Source organism: Mycobacterium sp. NGS26, assembly GCF_059813025.1.
In genome coordinates this window covers 528,056-549,353 of record NZ_JCALDU010000001.1, presented here as the reverse complement: position 1 = coordinate 549,353, position 21,298 = coordinate 528,056, and the positions used below count along the sequence as shown (strand labels likewise).

Below are 21,298 nucleotides of genomic sequence, written 5' to 3'. Positions count from 1 at the left end.
CGGTATTACAGCCTCGGTGAGCCACCTGATCGCATCACAGCCCGACTGCGCTCGCCGCCGACTCCGCGGTGTCCCAGCGCCGCAACTGCTCACCGGGCGCCCACGTGGAATGCGTGCCGCTGGAAATACGTTCCGGCAGTTGAAGTTTGCACACCGGGCCGTCGCCGACCCGGGCCGCGTCGAAGACGAGGCAGTACGAGGCGTCGGCGTTCATGTCGGTGGTGAGGGTGACGAGGTAGCCGTCGTCCTCGCTTGTCGCGCCCACCCGTGGCGCCATCGCGGTCTCGCTCCCGTAGACGCCGTCGCCGAACGAGAATCCCTCCTGGCTTCCGGTGAGCAGATCGTGTTTGACCAGCCCGTCGAACAGGAACCAGCCCGGTTTTCCGGTGGCTGCGTAGGTGTAGCGGTAGGGGGCGGCCGCGTAACCGGGGTTGATGGTGCCGAATTCGGTGATGGACTCGCTCAGTTGCTCCTCCCTGACCTCGCCGGTGACCAGGTTGAGGCGCCAGCGGTGCAGCCGGGCCTGCAGCCGGTCCAGCGCCAGGAAGCGAAAGAGCTTCTCCCACTTGGTTCCGCCGGTGTCGACCGGCTGTGGGTCGCCCTCGAAGAACCCGTCGAGCACGATCTCGTCGCCGTCCTCGTAGGCGTTGGTGAAGTGCAGCACGAACGTCGGCTCGGCCTCGAACCACCGGATGTCGTCGGTGGAGCCGCGGCGCGGGATCACCGCGAAGCGCGACGGAATGTCGGGGTAGAAGCGCGGCAGGTGCACGTCGTGTTCGAGCAGCCTCGGATCCCAGAACAGCGGGAAATCGTTGAGTATCGCGTAGTTTTCGGTGAACGCCATGTCGTGCGGCAGCCGCGGGCCGGGCAGCGGGATGTCGACGTAATGGGCCAGTTCGTTGGCCTGGTCGACCACGCCGTAGCGCATGTAGGGTTCCTGCTTGCTGTAGTTGAAGAACAACAGCTCGCCCGTCTTGCGGTCGACCTTCGGGTGCGCGGACACGCCCCAGTCGACGGGGAAGCGCCCGTTCCAGGTCTCCTTGCCAAGGGTGTTGGCCGAGTACGGGTCGATCCGGTACAGGTCGCCACACTGGTAGAAGCTGGTCAGCGCGACACCGCGGTGCACGATCACGTCGGTGCTCGACGCGTCCTTCATCCGGGTGCGCGCGCCCCAGCCGTCTTCCCGCTTGGCCAACTGCACCGGCTCGGCCAGCCCCGGCCACAGCGACTCGCCCGCCTCGTTCTCGGCGAGGAACCCGTCGGTGCGCACAAAGCGGTTGCGGTAGAAGGCTTTTCCGTCGCGGAACCCGACCACGTGCAGCATGCCGTCACCGTCGAACGGGTGGTAGGTCTTCAACGCCGGATGCAGCGGGTTCTCGGTGTTGCGCAGGTAGACGCCATCCAGGTCGCGGGGGATCTCGCCCTGCACGGGGTCCAGGCCGTCGGCGTCCCACTCGGTGGTCTGGGGCCGCCACGGTCCGGTCCGGTAGGGGTGGTCGTCGTCTTCGGGCAGCGTGGACAGGAACTTGCCGACGATCTCAACATCCATGTCACGAGCCCTTGGTTGTGCTGACGACGAAACTGACCGTGGTGGCGGTGCTGCCGCCGAAGTTCAGGGTGCCAAAGGTTTTCGCGTCCTCGACCTGATACTCGCCGGCCGCGCCGCTGACCTGCTTTGCCGCGTCCAGCAGCATCCGCACGCCGGACGCCCCGACCGGGTGTCCGCCGCCGATCAGGCCCCCGCTCGGGTTGACGGGTAGCCGGCCGCCGATCTCGATCTCGCCGTTTTCGATGGCCTTCCACGATTCGCCCGGACCGGTCAGCCCGATGTGGTCGATGGCCAGGTACTCGCTGGGGGTGAAGCAGTCGTGCACCTCGATCCCGTCGAGGTCGTCGAGGGTCATCCGCGCGCGGCGCAGCGCGTCGAGCACCGCGGCCCGCACGTGGGGTAGCACATAGGGGTCGTTGGCCGCGCGGTCCAGCTTTTGCCGCAGACCCAGCCCGACGGTGCGGTGTCCCCAGCCGTCGATGCGACCGATCGGGCGCGCGTCCGGATGATCGCGCAGGTAGGCGTCGTTCGCCAGGACCAATCCCGCGCCGCCGTCGGTCATTTGGCTGCAGTCGAACCGTCGCAGCCGGCCCTCGGTGATCGGGTTGGTCGCGTCGTCGTCGGTGATGGGGTCGGGGACCGTCCAGCCGCGGGTCTGGGCGTTGGGGTTGCGGCGGGCGTTGGCGAAGTTGAGCTGGGCGATGGCTCGCAGGTGCGCGTCGTCCAGCCCGTAGCGCCGGTCGTATTCGTCGGCGATCTGCGCGAACATCGACGGCCACAGGTAGCGCGCGTCGGCTCCCTCGTGTCCGGTCCACGCCGCGGCGCCCAGGTGCTGTGCGGCGGTGTCGCCGGGCACGGTTTTCTCCAGCTCGAGCCCCACCACTAGCGCGGTGTCGTAGGCGCCCGACCGCAGATCGGACATCGCCGCCAACGCCGCCACGCTGCCGGACGCGCACGCGGCTTCGTGCCGCGTGGCCGGCACGTCCCAGAGGCCGTCGCAGACCGTGGCCGGCATGGCGCCGAGGTGGCCCTGGTTGGCGAACATCTCGCCGAACGCATTCCCGACATGGACCACCCCGATGTCGGAGGCGCCCAATTCGGCCGACGCGAGGGTGCCCTCGACGACCTCGGCAGTCAAGGCGGCGAAGTCACGGTTCTCCTTGGACAGGTTGCGGGCGAAATCGCTCTGGTAGCCGCCGAGGATCCACACGCGTGCCGAGTCATCCATACGCCGCACGCTACTCCTGAAGGACGCAACCGTTCAGGCCTATCCGACACGCGTTTAGTAGCGCGAAAAAGGCGGACCCGTCGGCTCTCGGGCTGAACCGACGGGACCTAGGTGCGCGCGTTGGCCGGCCGACGCGCACACCCGTCGTGGGCATTACCACCCGCGGCGAGCGGCAAACATCACCACCCGGCCGGTGGCCCCGCCGCGCGGCGGAGCTCGGCTGCCGGAATGCGGGCTTTCCACTGCTCAGCGACGTGTCGGGTTCGTCGGCCGGGCGTGTCGCGCGGAAGCAGGCTGGGCCGCAACTCATTACGGGTACAGCGACTGGTGCAATATGGGTCTCGATGACGATGCTGTGGGATCAGCACACCTGCTTGCCGTTGCAGACCGACGCCGACGTCGACTTGCTGAGCCGATACCGGCGCGCCGGAGGCGCACTCGTGTCGGTCAACGCAGGGTATGCGCCGCACAGCCTTGCCGACACGACCGCGCTGCTTCGGCACTATCGCGGTGCGGTCGACGCGCACCCCGACCTCGAGTTGGCGGGCAGCGTCGAGGATGTCGAGGCCATTGCCGACGCCGGTCGCATCGCCGTCGTGTTCGACCTCGAGGATTGCGCTCCGCTCGACGGCGATCTCGACAACCTGGCCGCTTTGGTCCGCCTCGGGGTGCGCACGCTGCTGCCCACCTACAACCACGCCAACCGCGCCGGCAGCGGATGTCTGGATGCCGCCGATGACGGGTTGACCGCGTGGGGGCGTTCGCTCGTTTCCGAGATGAACAGCGTCGGCATGGTGCCGGACGGATCGCACTGCAGCATCCGCACCGGACTCGACATGTGCGATGCGTCGAGCGGCCCGGTCGTCTACAGCCACTCGTGCATGCGCGCGGTTTGGGAGCACCCACGCAACATCACCGACGAGCAGGCCCGCGCATGCGCGGCCACGGGCGGCGTTGTCGGGATCACCGGCGTCGGCATCTTCCTGGGGCCCAACACCCCGACGCTCGAGGCGATGACGCGACACCTCGAATACGCCGTCGAGCTGGTCGGCATCGACCACGTCGGGGTGAGCACCGACTTCTCGTTCGATTTCGCCGATTTCAACTCCGAACTCGCGCGCAATCCGCAGTTGTTCGACGACAGCTACACCAGGTGGGGGCCGATTCAGTGGATGCCGCCGGAAACCTTCGTGCGGCTCGACGAACACCTGCGTCGCCGAGGGTGGAGCGGCGCCGACATCCGAGCCGTGCTGGGCGGAAATTTCCGTCGGGTGGCCGGGTGCGCGTGGCGTAACTGAATTGGTTGACCTCGCGCCGGGACGATGGTGACCATGTCGGATTTCACCGCCCCCGCCAGCGGCGGCGCCCGGTCGGCGTTGCCGCCGTTGGCCGCCGAGGATTTCGTGTGTGCCCGCTGCGCGCTGGACTATTCCGAACTTTCGGTCGAACACGCCGCAGGGGTAATCCGCGGGATACCAACGGCGGTTCGCGACGCGGTGTTTGCCGTTCCCGAAAACTCCCGCCGCGAGCGGCCCAGCCCGCAAGTGTGGTCGGTCACCGAATACGTCTGCCACTTGCGCGACGTATATGCGAGCTTCACGATCCGGCTGCACCGCGCTCGCACCGAGGACCGGCCCGCGCTGGAACCGATGTTCAATGACCTGCGGGCGCGCCGATTCCGCTACAACGAGCGCGACGTCGTGCCCATCCTCGACGAGCTCGCCGCGAACGCCGTCGGCTTCGGTGAGGAGATCGGCCGTGTTGATCCTCAGGACTGGGACCGCATCGTCACCCGGTTACCCGGCGAGCGGCGCAGCGCGCGTTGGCTGGTCCGCCAGGCCATGCACGAAGGTGTGCACCACCTCGCCGACATTCGCGCCGCCGGTGCCGCGGTCGAAGCGAATATGCGCAGGTCGCGGCCGAAATAACCCACCCCGACGGCAATGCCTTTGCTTGAACATGTGACTAATTAGGGCCACAGTGGAATGTATGACCGAACAGAAAATGATCGAGCGGTGGCTTGAGGGCTGTGCGGTACAGCGGATCATGTTCCGCGACGGATTGGTGCTGAATTTCGAGGATTACAACGAGCTCGTCATCACGGCACCGATGCGCCTGACCCTCCCGGCCATCGCAACCTCGCCCGTGGAAGTCGTCACGATCGATCCGAAAGAACCGGCCTACCAGGTGCGTCCGCTCTTCGACTTCTCCGGCACAAAATGCACAGCCGCAGTCTGGTATGACACCGGGGATCTCCACCTCGAGTTCTCCGACGGTCACAAGATCGACGTGCCTCCGGCCGGTAACACCACATCCTGGGAGCTGTACGGCAAGTACCACGGATACGCGGCGTGCCTGGCGCGCGGCAAATTGCGGGTGGTACGCCTTGACGCGGTAGAAACCGACGGCGACGAGTGAGATAGCGGGCCGTCCGGACGCCTTGCGACTAAGCCCGGGGTAAGGCGTGAAACATTCTGCGGCGCAATCCTTCTCAATCATCGGCCGGGACTCCGTTCCCCGCCGCCAATGTTTTAACGGAGTTACGTGCGGGAAGCCGAATGTCATGCGTCGCGTGGACTACGTCATCCAATACGTCGAATCGCTCGGGCGGTCGGTGACGTTCTACCGCGACGTGATCGGGCTCGAGGTGCGGATCGAGGGCGACGGCTACGTCGAGTTCGAGATGGCGAACACCAAGTTCTCGCTGTTCGAACGGTCCAGGCTTCCCGAACTCATCGGCCGCGAAGGCGGCATCGCGCCGTGCGGTGAGATCGGCTTCCTGATCGACGACGTCGACGCGGAAGCGCAGCGGTTGAGAGATCTCGGCGTCGAGATCCTCAGCGGACCGATCGACCGGCCGTGGCATGAAAGGACGCTCCACATAGCCGACCCCGACGGCAACGTCATCGAATTCGCGCAGAAGTTGCGATGATTGCCGGCCTGTCGCGCCGCCCGGTCACGGGTCGGGTGGGGGCGGCGGTCAACCCTTACTCTTTGCGGGACAGCGCCGCTCGGGGGCAGTCGGTGATGGCCTGCAGGACGAGCGCCTCCTGGTCGGCCGGGACGGGGTCGGTTGTGACTACGGCGTACTCGTCGTCGTCGAGTTCGAACACCTCCGGTGCGATCCTCACGCAGTAGGCATTGCCCTCACAGCGATCACGGTCCACCACCACGCGCATGACTCCTCCTTTGCTCAGCCTTCAGCTTCGCTCGGCCACTCCACGGCGCGGGAAAGCCTGCGTCGCGGGGTTGGCGGCAACGGGTCCGCGTTGGCCGGTGCCCAGCCCAACCGCAGCAGCATCTGAGGGTATCCGTCTGTGCCGAACACATTGGACCGGAGGGCGTCCCGGGTTTTCGGGATCTCCAGGGGTTCGGTGATCGGGCATGTCGCGAGCCCCTTCGCGGTCGCGGCCAGCAGGATCGCGCTGGCGGCCTCGCCGGCACGCAGCTGATCCAGACGGTCGTCGGCCTCGGTGCCCAGCACCACGATGACGGCCTTGTCGTCGGCGACCGCGGCGCCCGGCGGCTGCGCCAGGCCTGGCCCCGCGAAGATGCGCCCGGGTATCGGCGCATTGCAGTCGTGCTCCGGGACGTTGCGGGCCGGCACACCGGCGCGTGACCCGTATCGACCGCTCCACATGGTGACCTCGGCAAGATACTCAGGGTTGGTCGCGTGCTCCCGCGCGGCTTGCTTGACGATCTTGTTCAGCTCGTCCATGGCGTCGACCCGGCGCAACATCACCCCCATCCGGGCGGCCAGAGCGCTCATCTGGGCGATGTCGTTCGCCGGAACCGGCCGCGCACTGTAGATTCGCCGATCGGTTCGGCGCCGCTCTATTGCCGCGGCGAGGGCGATGTCTTCGGGATCGGGGGCGCGTGGGCACACCTCGATCGCCGCGAGGTGACTGGGGTCGGCGGGATCCGGTAAGCGATGCACCTCGGCGCGCCAACCCGTCGCCGCCAAAGCGATGACGCAATGGTTAAGCGTTGCACCGCAACTCAATATCAGGTCCCGGCCATCCGGGTCGGTGTTGGGCAGCCGCGTGCCCGGGTTCGAGTACAGGTGCAGGCTGGTGCGGCCCACCCGCCACAGCCACGGCTGCGTGTTGTTGATCGACGGTGCCCTGGTAGCCAGCGCGAGGACCGCGCGGAGCGTCTCGGCATCGGGAAGCAGGGTAATCATGACCCACCTCCGGCTTTCCTTCTGTCCCAGCGGTTCTCAGAGCCCAGCGTCATCCGCTCATTCGCGGCGGGCGGCTGCCAAGCTCCTTGCGTCACCGCTATTATTAATGAATAATATCCTTTAAATAGGGTAAAGGGCAACCTGTTTTCGGGGTCCTCGCCGACCACGACGCGGTGGCCGACGTCGATGAGTTGGCCCGGCGGAATCGAAGTCGCGGTGGCACGCCTGGTGGCGAGCGTAAGGGGCGCAAGCCGCCGCCTATGCCCGTGGCAACGAAGGTATGCCCCTGCCAGGCAGACGATTTGGCTGCCTGCGGTACTTTCAGCAGTGAGTTGCCGCACCGCGGCATACGCTTTGAGCAGGGAAGGGGCCACCCGGATGGATAAGATCTCGCTTACCGCCGCCGCACGCCAGCAACTCGCGGCGGCGCGCCGGTCCGACAGCGGCCGTGCAGCGCACACGGTGTACGGCGGGCACCAGCACACCCTGCGGCAAACGCTGGTCGCGTTGACCGCCGGGACAACGCTCGCCGACCACGACAGCCCCGGCGAGGCCACGTTGCAGGTGTTGCAGGGCCATGTGGAGCTGACCGCTCCCGAAACGAGCTGGAACGGAGCTCCGGGCGACCACCTGGTGATTCCACCAAGCCGGCACGGTCTGCGCGCCATCGAAGATTCCGTCGTCCTGCTGACCGTCGCCAAGGACGTTCGGCACGGGCCGGCGTGAGCATCGGCGGCTCGCCGTAATGGATTGCGGCGTAGCGACTTTCCGGTCTCGTCGGAACCGGCAGTACGCTATCGCCCGGCCACCGCGATGATGCCGTGGGCGCCGCGCTCGGCGTCGACCATCGCGTGTGACACGAACGGGTATCGACCCGGCTGGCCGAAGGTCAACTCGACGAATCCGCCTTGGGCCGCGAACAATCCGAGTGTCTGCGCGCCGCCCGCTCCATTGCGGAGCCGGTAATCGCCCTCGGACCACACGGTGTCGAACTGCCCCCCGACGACGTGGAACGAGGTGCCTCGGTTCGGTCCGGCGGCGAGCACCCAGATGCGCACCCGCTCACCCACCCGCGCGCACAGCGGCGCAAAGTCGTACTGGCGGGCGTAGCCGTTGAACACCATCAGGTCGGGCCGGTCCGCGGCGACCTTGTCCGCGTCGGCCTCACCCCCGGGCGCGCCCAGGTACATCTCGGACTGGATGAGCACATACTCGCGATCGACGCGCGGCAGGTCCGGCGGGTCGATGATCACCGCCCCGAACATGCCGTTGGCGATGTGCAGCGACATCGGCATCGTCGAGCAGTGGTACAGCCAGATGCCCGCCCGCATCGCGGTGAACCGGTACACCAGGCGCTGGCCGGGTTGAATGGTTCGCATCGGCTCGTCGGGGGCCAGCGCCCCGGCGTGAAAGTCGATCGAATGCCCGGTGCTGCCGTCGTTGACGAGGGTGATCTCGAACACGTCGCCGACCTTGCCGCGCAGCGTGGGCCCGGGTGCGGTGCCGCCGAATGTCCAGAGCCGCTGGGTGATTGAAGGGGAGACCTCCCGTTCGATCTCGGTCACCGGCAGTGTCACGCGGTGATCGGCGGTCGCCGGGGGCAACGCGGCGTCACGCGGGGTGAAACCCGGACCCGGGTCGGCGCTTAGGCTGCGGGCGATGTCGCCGGCGGAGATCGGCGCGGAGTGCGTGGGGTCGTGATGGCCCGGGTGCATGGTGGGCATCGGCGCGCCGGTCACCCGGACCGAAAACGTCATGCCCATCTGCTTGTGTCCGGCGACCGCGCACCAGCCGTCGAGGCTGGAGCCGATGACGCCGGCGTCGAGGACCGACCTCTCACCCGGGGCCATGCGTCCCGTGCGGGTGCCGTTGGACAGCACCAGGTCGTGTTGGTCGGTGCCGCCGTTGACGACGGTGATCAGCAGCCGGTCTCCGGCCGGGACCTCGACCGCGTCGGGCACGAAGCGCATGCCCTCGATGCGGACCGACGCCGCGGTGGTGTGCCCCGTGGCGGCCACCGCCATCCGCGGTGCGGTGCCGATGCCGACCGACGCGGGGTCGGCGGCCACACCGGCCGCGGCCGCCAGCACGACGGCCGCGAGTCCGGCGGCGGCCGCGCCGAGCCGTCGCCCGGGCGCCGGCGAATTCGGAGCCGATGCCGTGTCGCGATCGCGGTGTGCCCGCCACACCGCTCGAACCAGCAGCGGCAGGAAGGCCGCGTAGGACGCCAGCACCAGCATCGATGCGCCGACCCGCACCAGGCTGGGAGTCGGAAGGACACAGAGCAGTAATCCGGCGTTCGCGACGGTGAGCCGCCACGGCGCGCCCCGCTCGAGCTCGGCCCCGGCCGCCAGGGTGGCGGCACGCCCGCCCAGCACGACGGGGGCCAGATAGGTCAGCGATCCGAGCAGCACCTGCACCAGGAAGCCGGCCAGCACCGGCGCGGTGAGGTGGCCGGCCGCCGCGGCCGCCGTCGGCCAGGTCGGCGCGATCGCCAGCGCGACGGCGACGAACGCCAGCGACCCGATCAGCCAGGCCACACCGGCCAACACCGAGACGGTCGCAAAATCGCCCGGCCGCTTGCGGCGGATCTCGTCGAGGTGCGGCCACAGGACGAACCCGACGGCGCCGAGGTAGCCGAGGGCACCCGCGCCGGTGATCGGCGGCGACCCCGCCACCGCACCGGCGGCGGCCACGGCCAGGGCGGCCAGCAGCGCCGGTAAGCCACGGCGGGCGGCCACCTCGACCCCGGCGGCCATCCGGGTGCGCAGCATCGTCGGCCACAGCGTGACCAGGGTGCCCACCACCGTGAGCCCCACCCAGCCGAACACGTTCAGCGCCGCGTGCGCGACGATGAACCGCTCGTGGATGTCGCCGGGGAGCGCCGAATTCGCCATCGCCACCCCGAGTCCCGCTCCGACCGCCAGGCACGCCGTCGCGGCGACGTAGTAGCGCACGGTGACGCCGAAGCGGGCGGGTAATGCGGTGCGCAGCTGCCGAAACAGCGTCGCCCCGTGTGCCAGGACGGCGACGCCGACCACAACGCCGCCCGTCAGCACGACCGGCCACCACCGGCCGAGCATGCCGGCGACCACCGTGACGGCACCGGCGTTGAAGGCCACGATGCGCAACACCTCTGCCGTTCGTTCCGGATCCGGCGGCCGGCGCAGCAACGCATCGGCGAAGTGCCGACTCCAGATCAGGATCGCGTTGCCGGCCGCGCCCAGCCCCAGCAGATGGACCAGCAGCCAGCCGGACAGCGGGACGAACCGGTGCGCGACCGCCACGACGAAAAGTGCGGCGAGCCAGGCGAATACGACCGCTCCCGCGCGCAGATGCCATCCCGAGCGGTTCATGCCGGCACCCGACTGCCCGCCCGCGCCGCCGAATAGCCGGCGACGGCAATGAATCCGAGCACCGCCACGATGTTCAGCACACCACCCGCCTGCAGCGCCCAGTGGACGCCGCGCGCGTCACCGACCGCCAGCCGCAGCAGCAGCGACACGTGCAGGAGCGCCACCGGGCCGTACATCGCCGAGGTGTAGGGCAGCGGGCGACGCAACACCGCCGGCAGGATCACGGGCGCGTGCGCCATGATCATCGACAGCACGAACCCCAGCATCACGGCGTGCACCACCGCGTCGTAGCCGCCGCCGGAATCACCCGGGCGGACCCGGCCGACCAGCAACCAGGTCAGCGCCGGCACCAGCAGCCACACGTAACCGGCGAGCAGGGCTACGGCCATGTACCGGGTCAGGCCGGTCGCGCGCACGGTGCGGCGGGCCACATCGAACCGGGCCAGCCATGCGACCGCCGCGAGCAGCGTCGCGCCCAGCAACGGGTACCCGGGCGTCGGCCACAACAACGCGGCGACGGTACCCGCGACCATCGCCACCGCGACGAGGGTGAGCTGCGCCTCGGCCGGGGTGCCGATCATCGCCACGCGGGCGAGCTCGAGGCGTTCCCCGACGATCGTGAGGATGAGGAAACCCGACAGCCAGGGCAGCAGGTCGGGGACCGGCACACCGCCCAGCCACAACAGCGCCGCGCCCGTCGCCAGCACCGCACCGCCGACCTGGACCAGGACCGCCACGTCGGCGGACCGTCGCCACAGCGACACGTACACCGCAACCAGCGTCGCGCACCCCGCGAGCAACAGCGCGCCGCCGACGTTTCGGGGTGCCGTGCTGACCAGCAGCACCGCCCCGGCGCCGAGGAACGCCGGGCCCAGGTAGGCCCACCACCGATGCGCGGCCACGGCTCGTTCCAGCGCGATCACCGTGCCGACGAATCCGAGCACCAGCAGGATGCCGTGCACCTCGGCGAGCCGGGTCGTCTTGATCGGCGCGGGCAGGCCGAGCAGCACCAGCGCGGCGTCGAGCCCGGCCAAAAGCGCGAACCCGCCGGGCACCAGCAGCAGCGCCCGGGGTGGGATTCGGCGGTCAGTCGTCATGTCGCACAACGGGATCGGGCAGGAACAGCCGGCAGGCGCCGGGTTCGGCGAACGGGATGAGATCGAGCCCCGGTTCGCTGGGGGCGCCGAGCGCCTCCAGCATTCCCTCGACGATGCCGAGGTGGACCTGGCAGACGATGGTGGGGTAGCGGCGGGCCGCGTCGAGCAGGGGGCAGCGCCGCAGCGCGATGCCTCCGCGCGCATCGGGCGTGTCGTCGTCCGGTGCGAAGCCGAGGCGGGTCAGCGCCTCGATCACGGACCGCCGCGGACCGGAGCCGGCCGGGCCGCCCTCGTCGACGAGTTCGCGCCCCCACTCGATGCCGGCGGCGCGCGCGTCGCGCTCCGGCTGGGCGCTGGTGCGCGCCAGGTGACCGGCCAGCGCGGTCGCCAGACCCGCGTAGTCGCGGACCGCGACGGCGGGGTCGGCGGCCGACGCCCGATAGACCGTGGCCGGACGTCCGCGCCCGAGGGCGGTTGCGGTGGAGCGCTCGACGAGCCCGAGCCCGACGACCGCGTCGAGATGCTCGCGGACCGTGTTGGGGTGCAGGTCGAGACCGGCGGCGGCGTCGGCGACCCGGACGGGGGAGTGCGCGCGCACGTACTCGAGCACCCGCAGCCGCTGCCCGGACAGCGCCACCGGTGTCCCGAGTACCGGCGCCGGTTCGGGGCCCAACGCCGCCAGGTCTTTTTTCACGGAAATAACTGTAGTAAATTATCGGGTGAAACACATAGGGCAATGAGTCACATTCGCGTCAGCGGAGCCAGCCGGAAGGAACGCAACATGCCAGCCAACGATGTGATCGTCGCGTCGAGCGCCGCGGATGCCGAGGCCGTCGAAGCCATCAAGAGCCATCACGCGCAGCTCGCCGGGCGGCTTGCGGTGCTCACCGATGCGATGCTGTGGGCGGTCGAGCGCGGTGCGGACTTCGAGCCGGCCCGAGCCGCGGCCCTGGTCTTCCTGACCGACCAGCTGCGGCCGCACGCCGCCGCCGAGGAGGAGCGCCTGTACCCGGCCGCCACCCGCACCGAGCGCGCCCGGCCCCTGGTCGAGTCGATGGTCGCGGTGCACCGCATCATCGGCTCACTCGTCGAGCGCATCCGCATCGAGCCGCCGCTGCGCGCCGCCGCGTGCGGCCACGCCCTGCGGGTCGTGTTCGACGCACACCTGACGGACGAGAACGAGCGGATCCTGCCGATCGTGGCCGCGGATGCGGAGGTCTCCCTCGCCGACGTGGTTCACGGCATGCACGAACTTCTCGGCGATCACCAGCCCGCCGACGGTGCAGCGCCGGCACACACCTGCGGCTGCGGCGAACACGACACCGACGATCCCGTGCTCGACGTCCGCGAGGTGCCGCACTCGATCCGGCACGCCACCGTGTTCGGCGCGTTCGACGCCGTGCCGGCCGGCGGCGCCCTGGTCCTGGTGGCCCATCACGACCCGATTCCGCTGTTGCAGCAACTCAACGACCGCACCTCGGGCCGGCTGGAGATCAACTACGAGGAGCGCGGGCCGGAGGCGTGGCGCCTGCGGTTGACCAAGCTGTAAAAAGCCGACTCGACATCCCGTTGATACCAATGTAATTCGCTGGAGCCGGTTTCACGCGTGTTGGCACACCCATCCACCGGGGGTGTGGCCGGTGTCGATGAAGCGGGCCAGCTCCGCGGTGGTCTGCGGTGGCACGTCGGCGTCGGCGCGCGGATAGATGATGGGCTCCTCTTTGGCGTTGTGCCGGTCGAGAAGCTCCTGTAACCGGCGGCAGGTATCGCGTAGCCGTCCGCCGTCCCGTCCGTCCGCCAGCAGATCGGTCAGAGTGTCCATGGTGCGCCAGAGTTCGCCATGCTCGCGCATCATGACGAAGATCGGCATCGCCAGCCCGGCCTCGCGGATCGGGGGGAACAGAAAGACCTCTTCGATGTAGATGTGCCGGCGCAGTGCTTCCAGGGCTGCGGTGAGCGGTTCGGGCTGCAGGCTGCCGCCGTCGAGCTTTTCAAGGAAAGCCTCTATCCCACTGTCGATTTCGCGGTGTTCCCGCGTCAGGGCGGCAGACAGCGCCGAGCTGGGCATCGTGTGCTCTGTTCGTCAGTCCGCAGCGCGAGCGGGTTGGGTCTTGTCGAGCTGCGCGTCGACACTGATCTTGGCCCCGGCGAACAATCGCGACACCGGACACAACGCGGCGGCCTGGTCCACCACGGCGGCAAACGCATCGGTGGCGAGCCCGGCCACCTGCGCCCGGACTTTCAGCCGCGAGGTAGTGATCGTGGGGATACCATCGACCGCATCCAGGGTGACCGTCGCCTTGACGTCGAGTTGCTGTGGCGGCGTGTGGTTTTCGCCCAATTTCAAGGCCAACGCCATCGCGAAACACGACGAATGCGCTGCCGCCGCCAGCTCCTCCGGGCTGGTCTTGCCCGCTGGCTGTTCGGTTCGGGAGGCCCACGTCAGCGGTAAGCCGTCCAGCGCGGTGCTGCTTCCCCCCGACAGTTTGCCCGCGCCAGACTCCAGCGGGCCCTCCCAAATCGTCTGCGTGGCGCGTTCCGCAATGCTCATGCTCGCTGGCTCCTTACTGAAGTCCACCATGGACTGGTTTGTACAACTGTGCTTGTGTAAACTCTAGACTATCGCTGCGGGCGCTGACTAGAGCGAGGGCTAGGGGTGGTGCCAACTGGGTAACGGCGAACGGACTTATGAACCGGGGCAGCGTGATTGCGCAATCCCTGAAGGCTGACGGGCGGAGTACTCTGCGAACGTGTATCCACAGGACGGCACCGCGGCATCGCTGGCGCATGTCACAGCCGGCGACATCATGACCTCGCCCGTGGTCACCGTTGCAGCCGACGCTCCAACGCAGCGGGTGGCCGAAACCCTGACCCGGCACCGCATCAGCGCGGCACCTGTGGTCAACGAAACCGGCGCGCTGTTGGGAATCGTCAGCGAGCATGACCTGCTGTCGAAGACCGGTGCCGTAGCAAGCGATCTGATGACGACGGCGGTGCTCAGTGTGACCGCCGACAGCGCCGCCGACGACATCCGGCACCTCCTAATCGATCGGCGTATTCGCCGGGTTCCGGTAGTGCACGAGGGCCGTCTGGTCGGGATCGTGAGCCGCCATGACCTCGTCGCGACGATGGCCACCGAGTGGGTCTGCCAGGTTTGTGGCGAGCCGGTGCGTGGTGAGCGCCTGCCCGCCAGGTGCCCGAAGTGTCGGGCGACCGGCGAGCAATTTGTGCTTCAGGAGCAACCACCCGGCACGTAAGTCGGTGTCGCGCCGACAATCTCGCGGGTCAGCAGCGAAGGAGGACAATGACAATCCAGCCGACTCCGATGACCCCGCACACCGGTTCCGATGTCCTCGAAGGATTTCCGGCCAATGAGCCCGCGGAGACGCTCCGTGACTACTACCGACGGATGGCGCTGATCCGGGCATTCGAATTGCGGGCCGCGGAGATGTATCAGCGAGCCAAAATCGGTGGATACTGCCATCTCAACCTGGGCGAGGAAGCCACGGTGGTCGGCCTGATGGCAGCGTTGGAACAACGTGACTACCTATACACGACCTATCGCGACCACGGGTACGCCCTTGCCCGCGGAGTCGAGCCTGGCCGAGTCATGGCGGAGCTCTTCGGTAAGGCGGCTGGTGTGTCCGGGGGCCGCGGCGGCTCGATGCACCTGTTCGACGTCAAGTCGCGCCTGTTCGGTGGATACGGCATCGTCGGCGGGCAGATCCCGCCGGCCACTGGAGCGGCGCTCGCGCTCACCTACCGGGGAGATCCCGGTCCCGACGCGGAGGCCGTGATGTGCGTGCTCGGCGACGGCACCACCAACATCGGGGCATTTCACGAATCGCTCAACCTGGCCGGGCTGTGGCGGCTGCCGATCGTGTACGTGATCGTCAACAACGGCCTCGGCATGGGCACCCCGGTGGAAAAGGCGGCCGCGGAACCCGATTTGTACAAGCGGGGCTGCTCCTACCGGATCCCCGGGGAACGAGTCGACGGCGACGATGTTCTGGCGGTGCGTGATGCGGCCAGGTCGGCGCTGACGCGCGCGCGGACCGCGCGTCAGCCCGGTCTGGTCGAGGCGGTCTGCCAGCGGCTGCGCGGCCACTCGGTGGTGGATCCGGCCAAATACCGTTCCCGCGAAGAAGCGGAGCGGCTGCGCAGGCTCGATGCCGTTCCGGCTTTCCGGCGCCGACTGATCGAATCCGGCATCCTGGACGATCGGGCGGCTCAAGGCATCGACGAGCAGGCCGAGGCGCGGGTCGACGCCGCCGTGGAGTTCGCCGACGCCAGCGCCGACTCGAGTCCGAGCGAGCTGTTCGACTTCGTTTACGCCACCGCGGTAGCCAATGCGCCACAACAACTTCCGGGCGACCCCGTCGTGCCCGGTCCGGCAGAACAGCCATGACCGCGCCGGCGACGAGGCAGAGCGAAGCGATGCTGAGGAGCGGCGCATGTGACTGAGATGACCTACCGGCAGGCGCTGCACGACACGCTGCGCGCCGAACTGCTGCGCGACGAGTCGGTGTTCCTGATCGGTGAGGAGATCGGTGTCTTCGAGGGCTCCTACAAGATCACCGCCGGGCTGCTGGCGGAGTTCGGTCCCACCCGGGTTCTCGACACCCCGATCTGCGAGGGGGGATTCGTCGGTGCCGCGATCGGTGCGGCGATGCTCGGCATGCGGCCGATCGTGGAGATCATGACGATCAACTTCAGCCTGTTGGCCCTCGACCAGATAGTCAATCATGGCGCCAAGATGCACGCGATGTTTGCGGGCCAGGTGTCCGTGCCGTTGGTGATCCGCACCCCGGGCGGTGGCGGGCAGCAACTGGCCGCGACGCACTCTCAGAACCTGGAGGTCTGGTACGCGCACGTGCCCGGGATGAAGGTCGTCACCCCCGCCACCCCGGCGGATGCCAAAGCACTGCTCACCGCGGCCGTTCGCGACGACGACCCGGTGCTGGTCCTGGAGAACCTGGCCCTCTACAACACCAAGGGCGACGTGCCCGACGGCGAACAGATCGGCCAGATCGGGCGGGCGTCGATTGCCAAGCCGGGAACCGATCTCACCGTCATCGCCTACTCGCGGTCCACGGTGATCGCTTTGGGCGTCGCCCGCCAGTTCGAGGCCAATGGCGTGTCCATCGAGGTGGTCGATCTGCGCAGTCTGCGGCCGCTGGACCGCGAGACGATCTGCGCCTCGGTGCGCAAGACCAGCAGGGCTGTCATCCTCGAAGACGACTGGCTCAGCTACGGGGTGGGCGCCGAGATCGCGGCAACGATCGCCGAGGGTGCTTTCGACTATCTCGATGCCCCGATCCGGCGGGTCGCGAGCGCCGAAGTGCCTCTGCCCTATGCGAAGCCGCTCGAGCTGGCGGCCCTGCCCGACGCCGCCGACCTGACCAAGGTCATCGGCGAGGTTCTCGACGCCAGCCGGTTCGCCTACTGAGAGGGACCGTCATGCCAGACGTGCTGATGCCACGATTGTCGGACACCATGACCGAAGGTGTTGTCGGCCAATGGCTCAAGCATGAAGGTGACATGGTTCAGCGTGGTGACGTCCTCGCCGAAATCGAGACCGACAAGGCCACCATGGAGCTCGAGGCCTACGACAGCGGGGTGCTGACCCGAATCATCGCCGCCCCCGGCAGCACTGTAGCCATCGGTCAGCCCATCGCCGTCATCGACGACCGGGCCGCGGCCACTGTCGCCGAACATGGTGGTGCGCAAGTGATCTCTCCAAAGGCGTCGGTTCCGACGCCGCCGGCGCCTGCCGCGCAGGTGCGCGCCACTCCGCTCGTCCGCGCCCTGGCGCGGGAGCACGGGATCGACCTTGCCGGCGTGACCGGCACGGGCTCCGGTGGACGCATCGTGCGCAAGGACATCGAGGCCGTCGTCGGCAGGCGAGCGGCCGCTGCGCAAGCTGATGCCTCGACCGTGGTCCCGACCGCGGCTGGCGGTGACGACGAGCACGTGCCGCTGTCGGCGATACGCCGGGTCGCGGCCCAGCGGCTCACGGAAAGCGCCGCAGCACCGCACTTCTACCTCACTTCGGTAGTTGACGCCGGCTCGCTGCAGAAGTTGCGCGCCGAGCTCAACGTGGAGTTTTCCGATGCCGGGCCGAAAATCAGCGTCACCGACCTCTTGATCCGGGCGTGTGCCGTGACGCTACGAACCCACCCGGACGTCAATTCTTCGTGGGGCGGAGACCATCTCGTCCGTCATGGCCACGTGAACATCGGTTGCGCAGTTGCGACCGACAACGGGCTGCTGGTACCCGTTGTGTACGACGCAGACCGCAAGAGCCTCACCGAACTCGCAGTCGAGGCGCATACCCTCATCGAGCGAGCACGGGCCGGCAAGCTCACACCCGACGAATTGACCGGTAGCACATTCACGGTCAGCAACCTCGGGATGTACGGCATCGACCACTTCACCGCCGTCATCAACCCGCCCGAGGCCGCGATCCTCGCCGTCGGAGCCGTCCGGGAAGAGGCCGTCGTCCGCGCCGGGCAACTCACCGCCGCAACCACGTTGAAGCTCACCCTGTCGATCGACCACCGCGTCCTCGACGGCGCCACGGCGGCAGTATTCCTGGAGGATCTGGTGAAGCTGCTCGAACACCCGCTACGCATCCTCGTGTGAAGATCCCGGTGCTCGCGAATAAGCACGCGGCCGGGGTTTTCGGTGCCCATTTGGCCGGTTATTTGGCGAGTTCTTCGAGGGCCAGCGTGGCATGCGCGTAGGCGCCGCCGGCGCGCATCTCGGCCGCGACCCAGATGGCCTCCATGATCTCCTGGTCGCTGTTGCCCTTCCGGCGTGCGAGCCGGGTGTGGCCGCGGATGCAGTAGGGACATTGCGTGGTGTGCGCGACCGCGACCGCGATGAGTTGTTTGGTTTTCTCCGGTAGCGCGCCGTCGGCGAACACCGCACGGCTGAACGCCTCGAACGCCTCGTGGGTGTGCGGGGCGAGTTCCCTACGTAGCTGGTGGATCTCGGGGGTGGTGGGGTGGTACATGTCGTCGGCCATGATTACTCCTTTGTGTCGCCGAGCAATTGCCTCAGGACGTATTGCATGATGCCGCCGTGGCGGTAGTAATCGGCCTCGCCGGGGGTGTCGATGCGCAGCACCGCGTCGAATTCGATGGCGCCGGCTTTGACGTGCACGGTGTCGGGGATCGCGTCGTTGAGCGTGTCGACGCCGGTGATGTCGATGGTCTCGTCACCTGCCAGCTCCAGTGAATTAGCGCTGTGCCCGTCGGGGAACTGCAGGGGCAGCACACCCATCCCGATGAGGTTGGAGCGGTGAATCCGTTCGTAGGACTCGGCGATCACGGCGCGCACACCGAGCAGCGCGGTGCCCTTGGCAGCCCAGTCCCGCGACGAGCCGGAGCCGTACTCCTTGCCGGCGACGATCACCAGGGGTGTGCCCGCCTTGGCGTAGTTCACCGATGCGTCGTAGATGGTCGCCACCGGTCCGTCGGGCTGGGTGAAGTCGCGCGTCCATCCGCCTTCGGTGCCCGGGGCGAGCTGGTTGCGCAGCCGGATGTTGGCGAACGTGCCGCGGATCATCACCTCCTGGTTGCCGCGCCGTGAGCCGTAGGAGTTGAAATCCTTGCGCTGGATTCCCTGCTCGGACAGGTACTTTCCCGCGGGTGAGTCGGCCTTGATGGATCCGGCCGGGCTGATGTGGTCGGTGGTGACCGAGTCATCCAGCTTGGCGAGTACCCGGGCCCCGGTGATGTCGGTGACGGGCTCGGGCTCGCGGGCCATTCCGTCGAAGTACGGCGGTCTGCGCACGTATGTCGATTCCGGATCCCATCCGAACGTGTCGCTGTCGGGAACCGGCAACGACCGCCAGCGCTCGTCACCGGCGTACACGTCGGCGTAGTCCTTGCCGAACATCTCGGCCCGCACGCAGCTGTCGATCACCTCGGTGATCTCGTCGGTCGAGGGCCAGATTTCACGCAGGTAGACCGGTTCCCCGTCGCTGCCGGTCCCCAGCGGGTCGCGCAGCAGGTCCGCGTGCACGGTGCCGGCCAACGCGTATGCGACCACCAGCAGCGGGGAGGCCAGGAAGTTCATCTTGCATTCCGGGTGGATGCGTCCCTCGAAATTGCGGTTGCCCGACAGCACCGAACAGACGGTCAGGTCGTTGTCGGTGACCGCCCGGCTCACCTCGGGGATAAGCGGCCCGGAGTTGCCGATGCAGGTGGTGCATCCGTAGCCGACCAGGTTGAACCCGAGCTTGTCCAAATACGGTGTGAGCCCGGATTTTTCGTAGTAGTCGGTGACCACGCGGGAACCGGGTGCGAGCGAGGTCTTGACCCATGGCTTGCGGCGCAGCCCCTTTTCCACCGCCTTTTTCGCCAGCAGCGCAGCACCGATCATCACCGAAGGGTTGGAGGTGTTGGTGCAGGAGGTGATCGCGGCGATCACCACGTCCCCGTTGTCGACGCTGACCTGGTGTCCATCCAGGCTGATCTCGACCGGGTTCCGCGGCCAGTCGGATCCGTCGCCATCGGTGTGTGGCGCGTGCGGTGCATCAGCGGGGTGGTCGCGGCTGACCGCGATCGGATCGCTGGCCGGAAACGACTCGGCCGACGCCTCGTCCAGGCCGGCCTCCACCGCTTCGGCATATGTCTGACCGGACAACAGCGCGGCGATCGCTTGCGGAGCGACACGCAGCGGGATGCGGTCCTGCGGTCGTTTGGGCCCGGCGATCGACGGCTCCACGGCGCTCAGGTCGAGTTCGATCGTCTGCGAGAACGTCGGCTCGGCACCGGCCTCGTGCCACAGCCCCTGATCCTTCGCATAGGCCTCGACCAACCGGATCCGCTGCTCGGGTCGGCCGGTCAACCGCAGGTAGTCCAGCGTGACGTCATCGATCGGGAAGATCGCGCAGGTGGCTCCGTACTCGGGACTCATATTGCCGATGGTGGCCCGGTTGGCCAGCGGTACGTTGGCCACGCCGGGGCCGTAGAACTCGACGAACTTGCCGACCACACCTGTGCGGCGCAGTAGCTCGGCCACCGTCAGCACCAGGTCGGTGGCCGTGGTGCCGGGACGCAGCTCACCGGTCAGCTTCAGCCCCAACACCTGCGGAATCAGCATGCTCATCGGCTGGCCGAGCATCGCCGCCTCGGCTTCGATGCCGCCCACGCCCCAGCCCAGCACGCCCAATCCGTTGACCATCGGGGTGTGCGAGTCGGTGCCGACCAACGTATCCGGGTAGGCCAGCGTTCCTTGCGCGCTGTCCCGGGTGAACACCACCCGGGCCAGGTATTCGAGATTCACCTGGTGACAGATGCCGGTGTCCGGGGGCACCACGCGGAAGTCCGCGAAGGCCTGCTGCGCCCAACGCAGCAATTGGTAGCGCTCGGCGTTGCGCTCGAATTCCAGCTCGGCGTTGATGCGAAACGCATCTGGGCGGCCGAACACGTCGGCGATCACCGAGTGGTCGATCACCAGCTCGGTCGGGCACAGTGGATTGATGCGTTTGGTGTCACCGCCGAGTTCGGTGATGGCATCGCGCATCGCGACGAGATCCACCACACACGGCACTCCGGTGAAGTCCTGCATCAGCACCCGCGCCGGGGTATACGCCACCGCGCGGCCATGCTCGGCTGTCGGATCCCACGCCGCCAGTGCACTGATCTGTTCGGGGGTCACCAGTCGCCCGTCCTCGTTGCGTAACAGGTTCTCCAGCAACACCTTCAAGCTGTAGGGCAAGCGGTCTGCGCCGTCGACTCGTGCCAGCCGGTGGATGAGGTACCTCTCGTCGCCGACGCTGAGCTGATCCAGCGTTCCAAAACTGCCCGATGTCATCATATTCACCTCGGCGGTTGTAAAACATAGTCAAACAAGCGGATTGACGATCACACG

21 protein-coding genes are annotated in these 21,298 nt (G+C 68.0%); 10 read left to right on the top strand and 11 right to left on the bottom strand.

What is annotated here, in order from left to right:
- Nucleotides 1–34 precede the first annotated feature (34 nt).
- Nucleotides 35–1,549: a carotenoid oxygenase family protein gene (locus AC5Y6X_RS02585; protein ID WP_499984229.1), complete on the bottom strand. Its 1,515-nt coding sequence runs from the start codon at nt 1,547–1,549 to the stop codon at nt 35–37.
- A gap of 1 nt (nt 1,550) precedes the next feature.
- Nucleotides 1,551–2,777, bottom strand: coding sequence for an acetyl-CoA acetyltransferase (locus tag AC5Y6X_RS02580; RefSeq protein WP_499984225.1), 1,227 nt, complete (start codon nt 2,775–2,777; stop codon nt 1,551–1,553).
- Nucleotides 2,778–3,121: 344 nt separating this feature from the next.
- Here AC5Y6X_RS02580 and AC5Y6X_RS02575 point away from each other — a divergent pair, with 344 nt between their 5' ends.
- The 4 genes from AC5Y6X_RS02575 (at nt 3,122) to AC5Y6X_RS02560 (ending at nt 5,709) form a co-directional block, all read left to right on the top strand.
- On the top strand, nt 3,122–4,075 hold the full coding sequence (locus tag AC5Y6X_RS02575; RefSeq protein WP_499984221.1) for a dipeptidase: 954 nt from the start codon (nt 3,122–3,124) through the stop codon (nt 4,073–4,075).
- A 33-nt stretch (nt 4,076–4,108) separates the two neighbouring features.
- Nucleotides 4,109–4,705, top strand: a complete 597-nt coding sequence (locus AC5Y6X_RS02570; RefSeq protein WP_499984219.1) for a DinB family protein — start codon at nt 4,109–4,111, stop codon at nt 4,703–4,705.
- Between the two features lie 61 nt (nt 4,706–4,766).
- Nucleotides 4,767–5,195 carry a DUF6188 family protein gene (locus AC5Y6X_RS02565; RefSeq protein WP_499984215.1) on the top strand — a complete coding sequence of 143 codons (429 nt, stop codon included), beginning with the start codon at nt 4,767–4,769 and terminating at the stop codon, nt 5,193–5,195.
- A 145-nt stretch (nt 5,196–5,340) separates the two neighbouring features.
- Nucleotides 5,341–5,709 carry a VOC family protein gene (locus tag AC5Y6X_RS02560; RefSeq protein WP_499984211.1) on the top strand — a complete coding sequence of 123 codons (369 nt, stop codon included), beginning with the start codon at nt 5,341–5,343 and terminating at the stop codon, nt 5,707–5,709.
- A 55-nt stretch (nt 5,710–5,764) separates the two neighbouring features.
- On the opposite strand, the gene AC5Y6X_RS02555 is transcribed toward AC5Y6X_RS02560, so the two are convergent.
- Together AC5Y6X_RS02555 and AC5Y6X_RS02550 are read right to left on the bottom strand one after the other, a co-directional pair.
- Nucleotides 5,765–5,956: a ferredoxin gene (locus AC5Y6X_RS02555; protein WP_499984208.1), complete on the bottom strand. Its 192-nt coding sequence runs from the start codon at nt 5,954–5,956 to the stop codon at nt 5,765–5,767.
- Between the two features lie 14 nt (nt 5,957–5,970).
- The gene (locus AC5Y6X_RS02550; protein WP_499984205.1) at nt 5,971–6,960 is read right to left on the bottom strand and encodes an Acg family FMN-binding oxidoreductase; all 990 of its coding nucleotides are present in this window, start codon (nt 6,958–6,960) and stop codon (nt 5,971–5,973) included.
- A 378-nt stretch (nt 6,961–7,338) separates the two neighbouring features.
- Here AC5Y6X_RS02550 and AC5Y6X_RS02545 point away from each other — a divergent pair, with 378 nt between their 5' ends.
- Nucleotides 7,339–7,686, top strand: a complete 348-nt coding sequence (locus AC5Y6X_RS02545; RefSeq protein WP_324674104.1) for a cupin domain-containing protein — start codon at nt 7,339–7,341, stop codon at nt 7,684–7,686.
- A 68-nt stretch (nt 7,687–7,754) separates the two neighbouring features.
- Here AC5Y6X_RS02545 and AC5Y6X_RS02540 read toward each other — a convergent pair whose 3' ends face one another.
- Genes AC5Y6X_RS02540 through AC5Y6X_RS02530 form a run of 3 tightly spaced genes read right to left on the bottom strand, consistent with a single transcriptional unit; the run spans nt 7,755 to nt 12,107 of the window.
- Nucleotides 7,755–10,316, bottom strand: coding sequence for a multicopper oxidase domain-containing protein (locus tag AC5Y6X_RS02540; protein ID WP_499984198.1), 2,562 nt, complete (start codon nt 10,314–10,316; stop codon nt 7,755–7,757).
- Nucleotides 10,313–11,413, bottom strand: a complete 1,101-nt coding sequence (locus AC5Y6X_RS02535; RefSeq protein ID WP_499984196.1) for a DUF8744 domain-containing protein — start codon at nt 11,411–11,413, stop codon at nt 10,313–10,315. The genes AC5Y6X_RS02540 and AC5Y6X_RS02535 overlap by 4 nt, the downstream gene beginning before the upstream one ends.
- The gene (locus tag AC5Y6X_RS02530) at nt 11,403–12,107 is read right to left on the bottom strand and encodes a helix-turn-helix transcriptional regulator (protein ID WP_499984193.1); all 705 of its coding nucleotides are present in this window, start codon (nt 12,105–12,107) and stop codon (nt 11,403–11,405) included. Before AC5Y6X_RS02530 ends, AC5Y6X_RS02535 begins: the two co-directional genes overlap by 11 nt.
- Before the next feature lie 87 nt (nt 12,108–12,194).
- On the opposite strand from AC5Y6X_RS02530, the gene AC5Y6X_RS02525 reads away from it, so the two are divergent.
- Nucleotides 12,195–12,962 (top strand): DUF2249 domain-containing protein, encoded by a 768-nt coding sequence (locus tag AC5Y6X_RS02525; protein ID WP_499984189.1) that lies wholly within the window; start codon nt 12,195–12,197, stop codon nt 12,960–12,962.
- A 51-nt stretch (nt 12,963–13,013) separates the two neighbouring features.
- Here the strand turns inward: AC5Y6X_RS02525 and AC5Y6X_RS02520 are convergent, their stop codons facing one another.
- The gene (locus AC5Y6X_RS02520) at nt 13,014–13,481 is read right to left on the bottom strand and encodes a hemerythrin domain-containing protein (RefSeq protein ID WP_499984187.1); all 468 of its coding nucleotides are present in this window, start codon (nt 13,479–13,481) and stop codon (nt 13,014–13,016) included.
- A 15-nt stretch (nt 13,482–13,496) separates the two neighbouring features.
- The gene (locus AC5Y6X_RS02515) at nt 13,497–13,964 is read right to left on the bottom strand and encodes an OsmC family peroxiredoxin (protein WP_499984185.1); all 468 of its coding nucleotides are present in this window, start codon (nt 13,962–13,964) and stop codon (nt 13,497–13,499) included.
- A gap of 256 nt (nt 13,965–14,220) precedes the next feature.
- On the opposite strand from AC5Y6X_RS02515, the gene AC5Y6X_RS02510 reads away from it, so the two are divergent.
- From AC5Y6X_RS02510 to AC5Y6X_RS02495, 4 genes are read left to right on the top strand one after another with little or no spacing between them, the layout of a single operon-like run.
- On the top strand, nt 14,221–14,670 hold the full coding sequence (locus AC5Y6X_RS02510; RefSeq protein ID WP_499984184.1) for a CBS domain-containing protein: 450 nt from the start codon (nt 14,221–14,223) through the stop codon (nt 14,668–14,670).
- A gap of 47 nt (nt 14,671–14,717) precedes the next feature.
- A complete protein-coding gene (pdhA, locus tag AC5Y6X_RS02505; RefSeq protein ID WP_499984183.1) occupies nt 14,718–15,821 on the top strand; it encodes a pyruvate dehydrogenase (acetyl-transferring) E1 component subunit alpha in 1,104 nt (367 codons plus the stop codon).
- 57 nt (nt 15,822–15,878) lie between these two features.
- Nucleotides 15,879–16,862, top strand: coding sequence for an alpha-ketoacid dehydrogenase subunit beta (locus AC5Y6X_RS02500; RefSeq protein ID WP_499985191.1), 984 nt, complete (start codon nt 15,879–15,881; stop codon nt 16,860–16,862).
- Nucleotides 16,863–16,873: 11 nt separating this feature from the next.
- Nucleotides 16,874–18,058, top strand: a complete 1,185-nt coding sequence (locus tag AC5Y6X_RS02495; protein ID WP_499984181.1) for a dihydrolipoamide acetyltransferase family protein — start codon at nt 16,874–16,876, stop codon at nt 18,056–18,058.
- A gap of 58 nt (nt 18,059–18,116) precedes the next feature.
- On the opposite strand, the gene AC5Y6X_RS02490 is transcribed toward AC5Y6X_RS02495, so the two are convergent.
- Both AC5Y6X_RS02490 and AC5Y6X_RS02485 read right to left on the bottom strand, forming a co-directional pair.
- Complete coding sequence (locus AC5Y6X_RS02490; protein WP_499984180.1) at nt 18,117–18,443, bottom strand: carboxymuconolactone decarboxylase family protein; 327 nt, start codon at nt 18,441–18,443, stop codon at nt 18,117–18,119.
- 2 nt (nt 18,444–18,445) lie between these two features.
- Nucleotides 18,446–21,241, bottom strand: coding sequence for an aconitate hydratase (locus AC5Y6X_RS02485; protein WP_499984178.1), 2,796 nt, complete (start codon nt 21,239–21,241; stop codon nt 18,446–18,448).
- Nucleotides 21,242–21,298 lie beyond the last annotated feature (57 nt).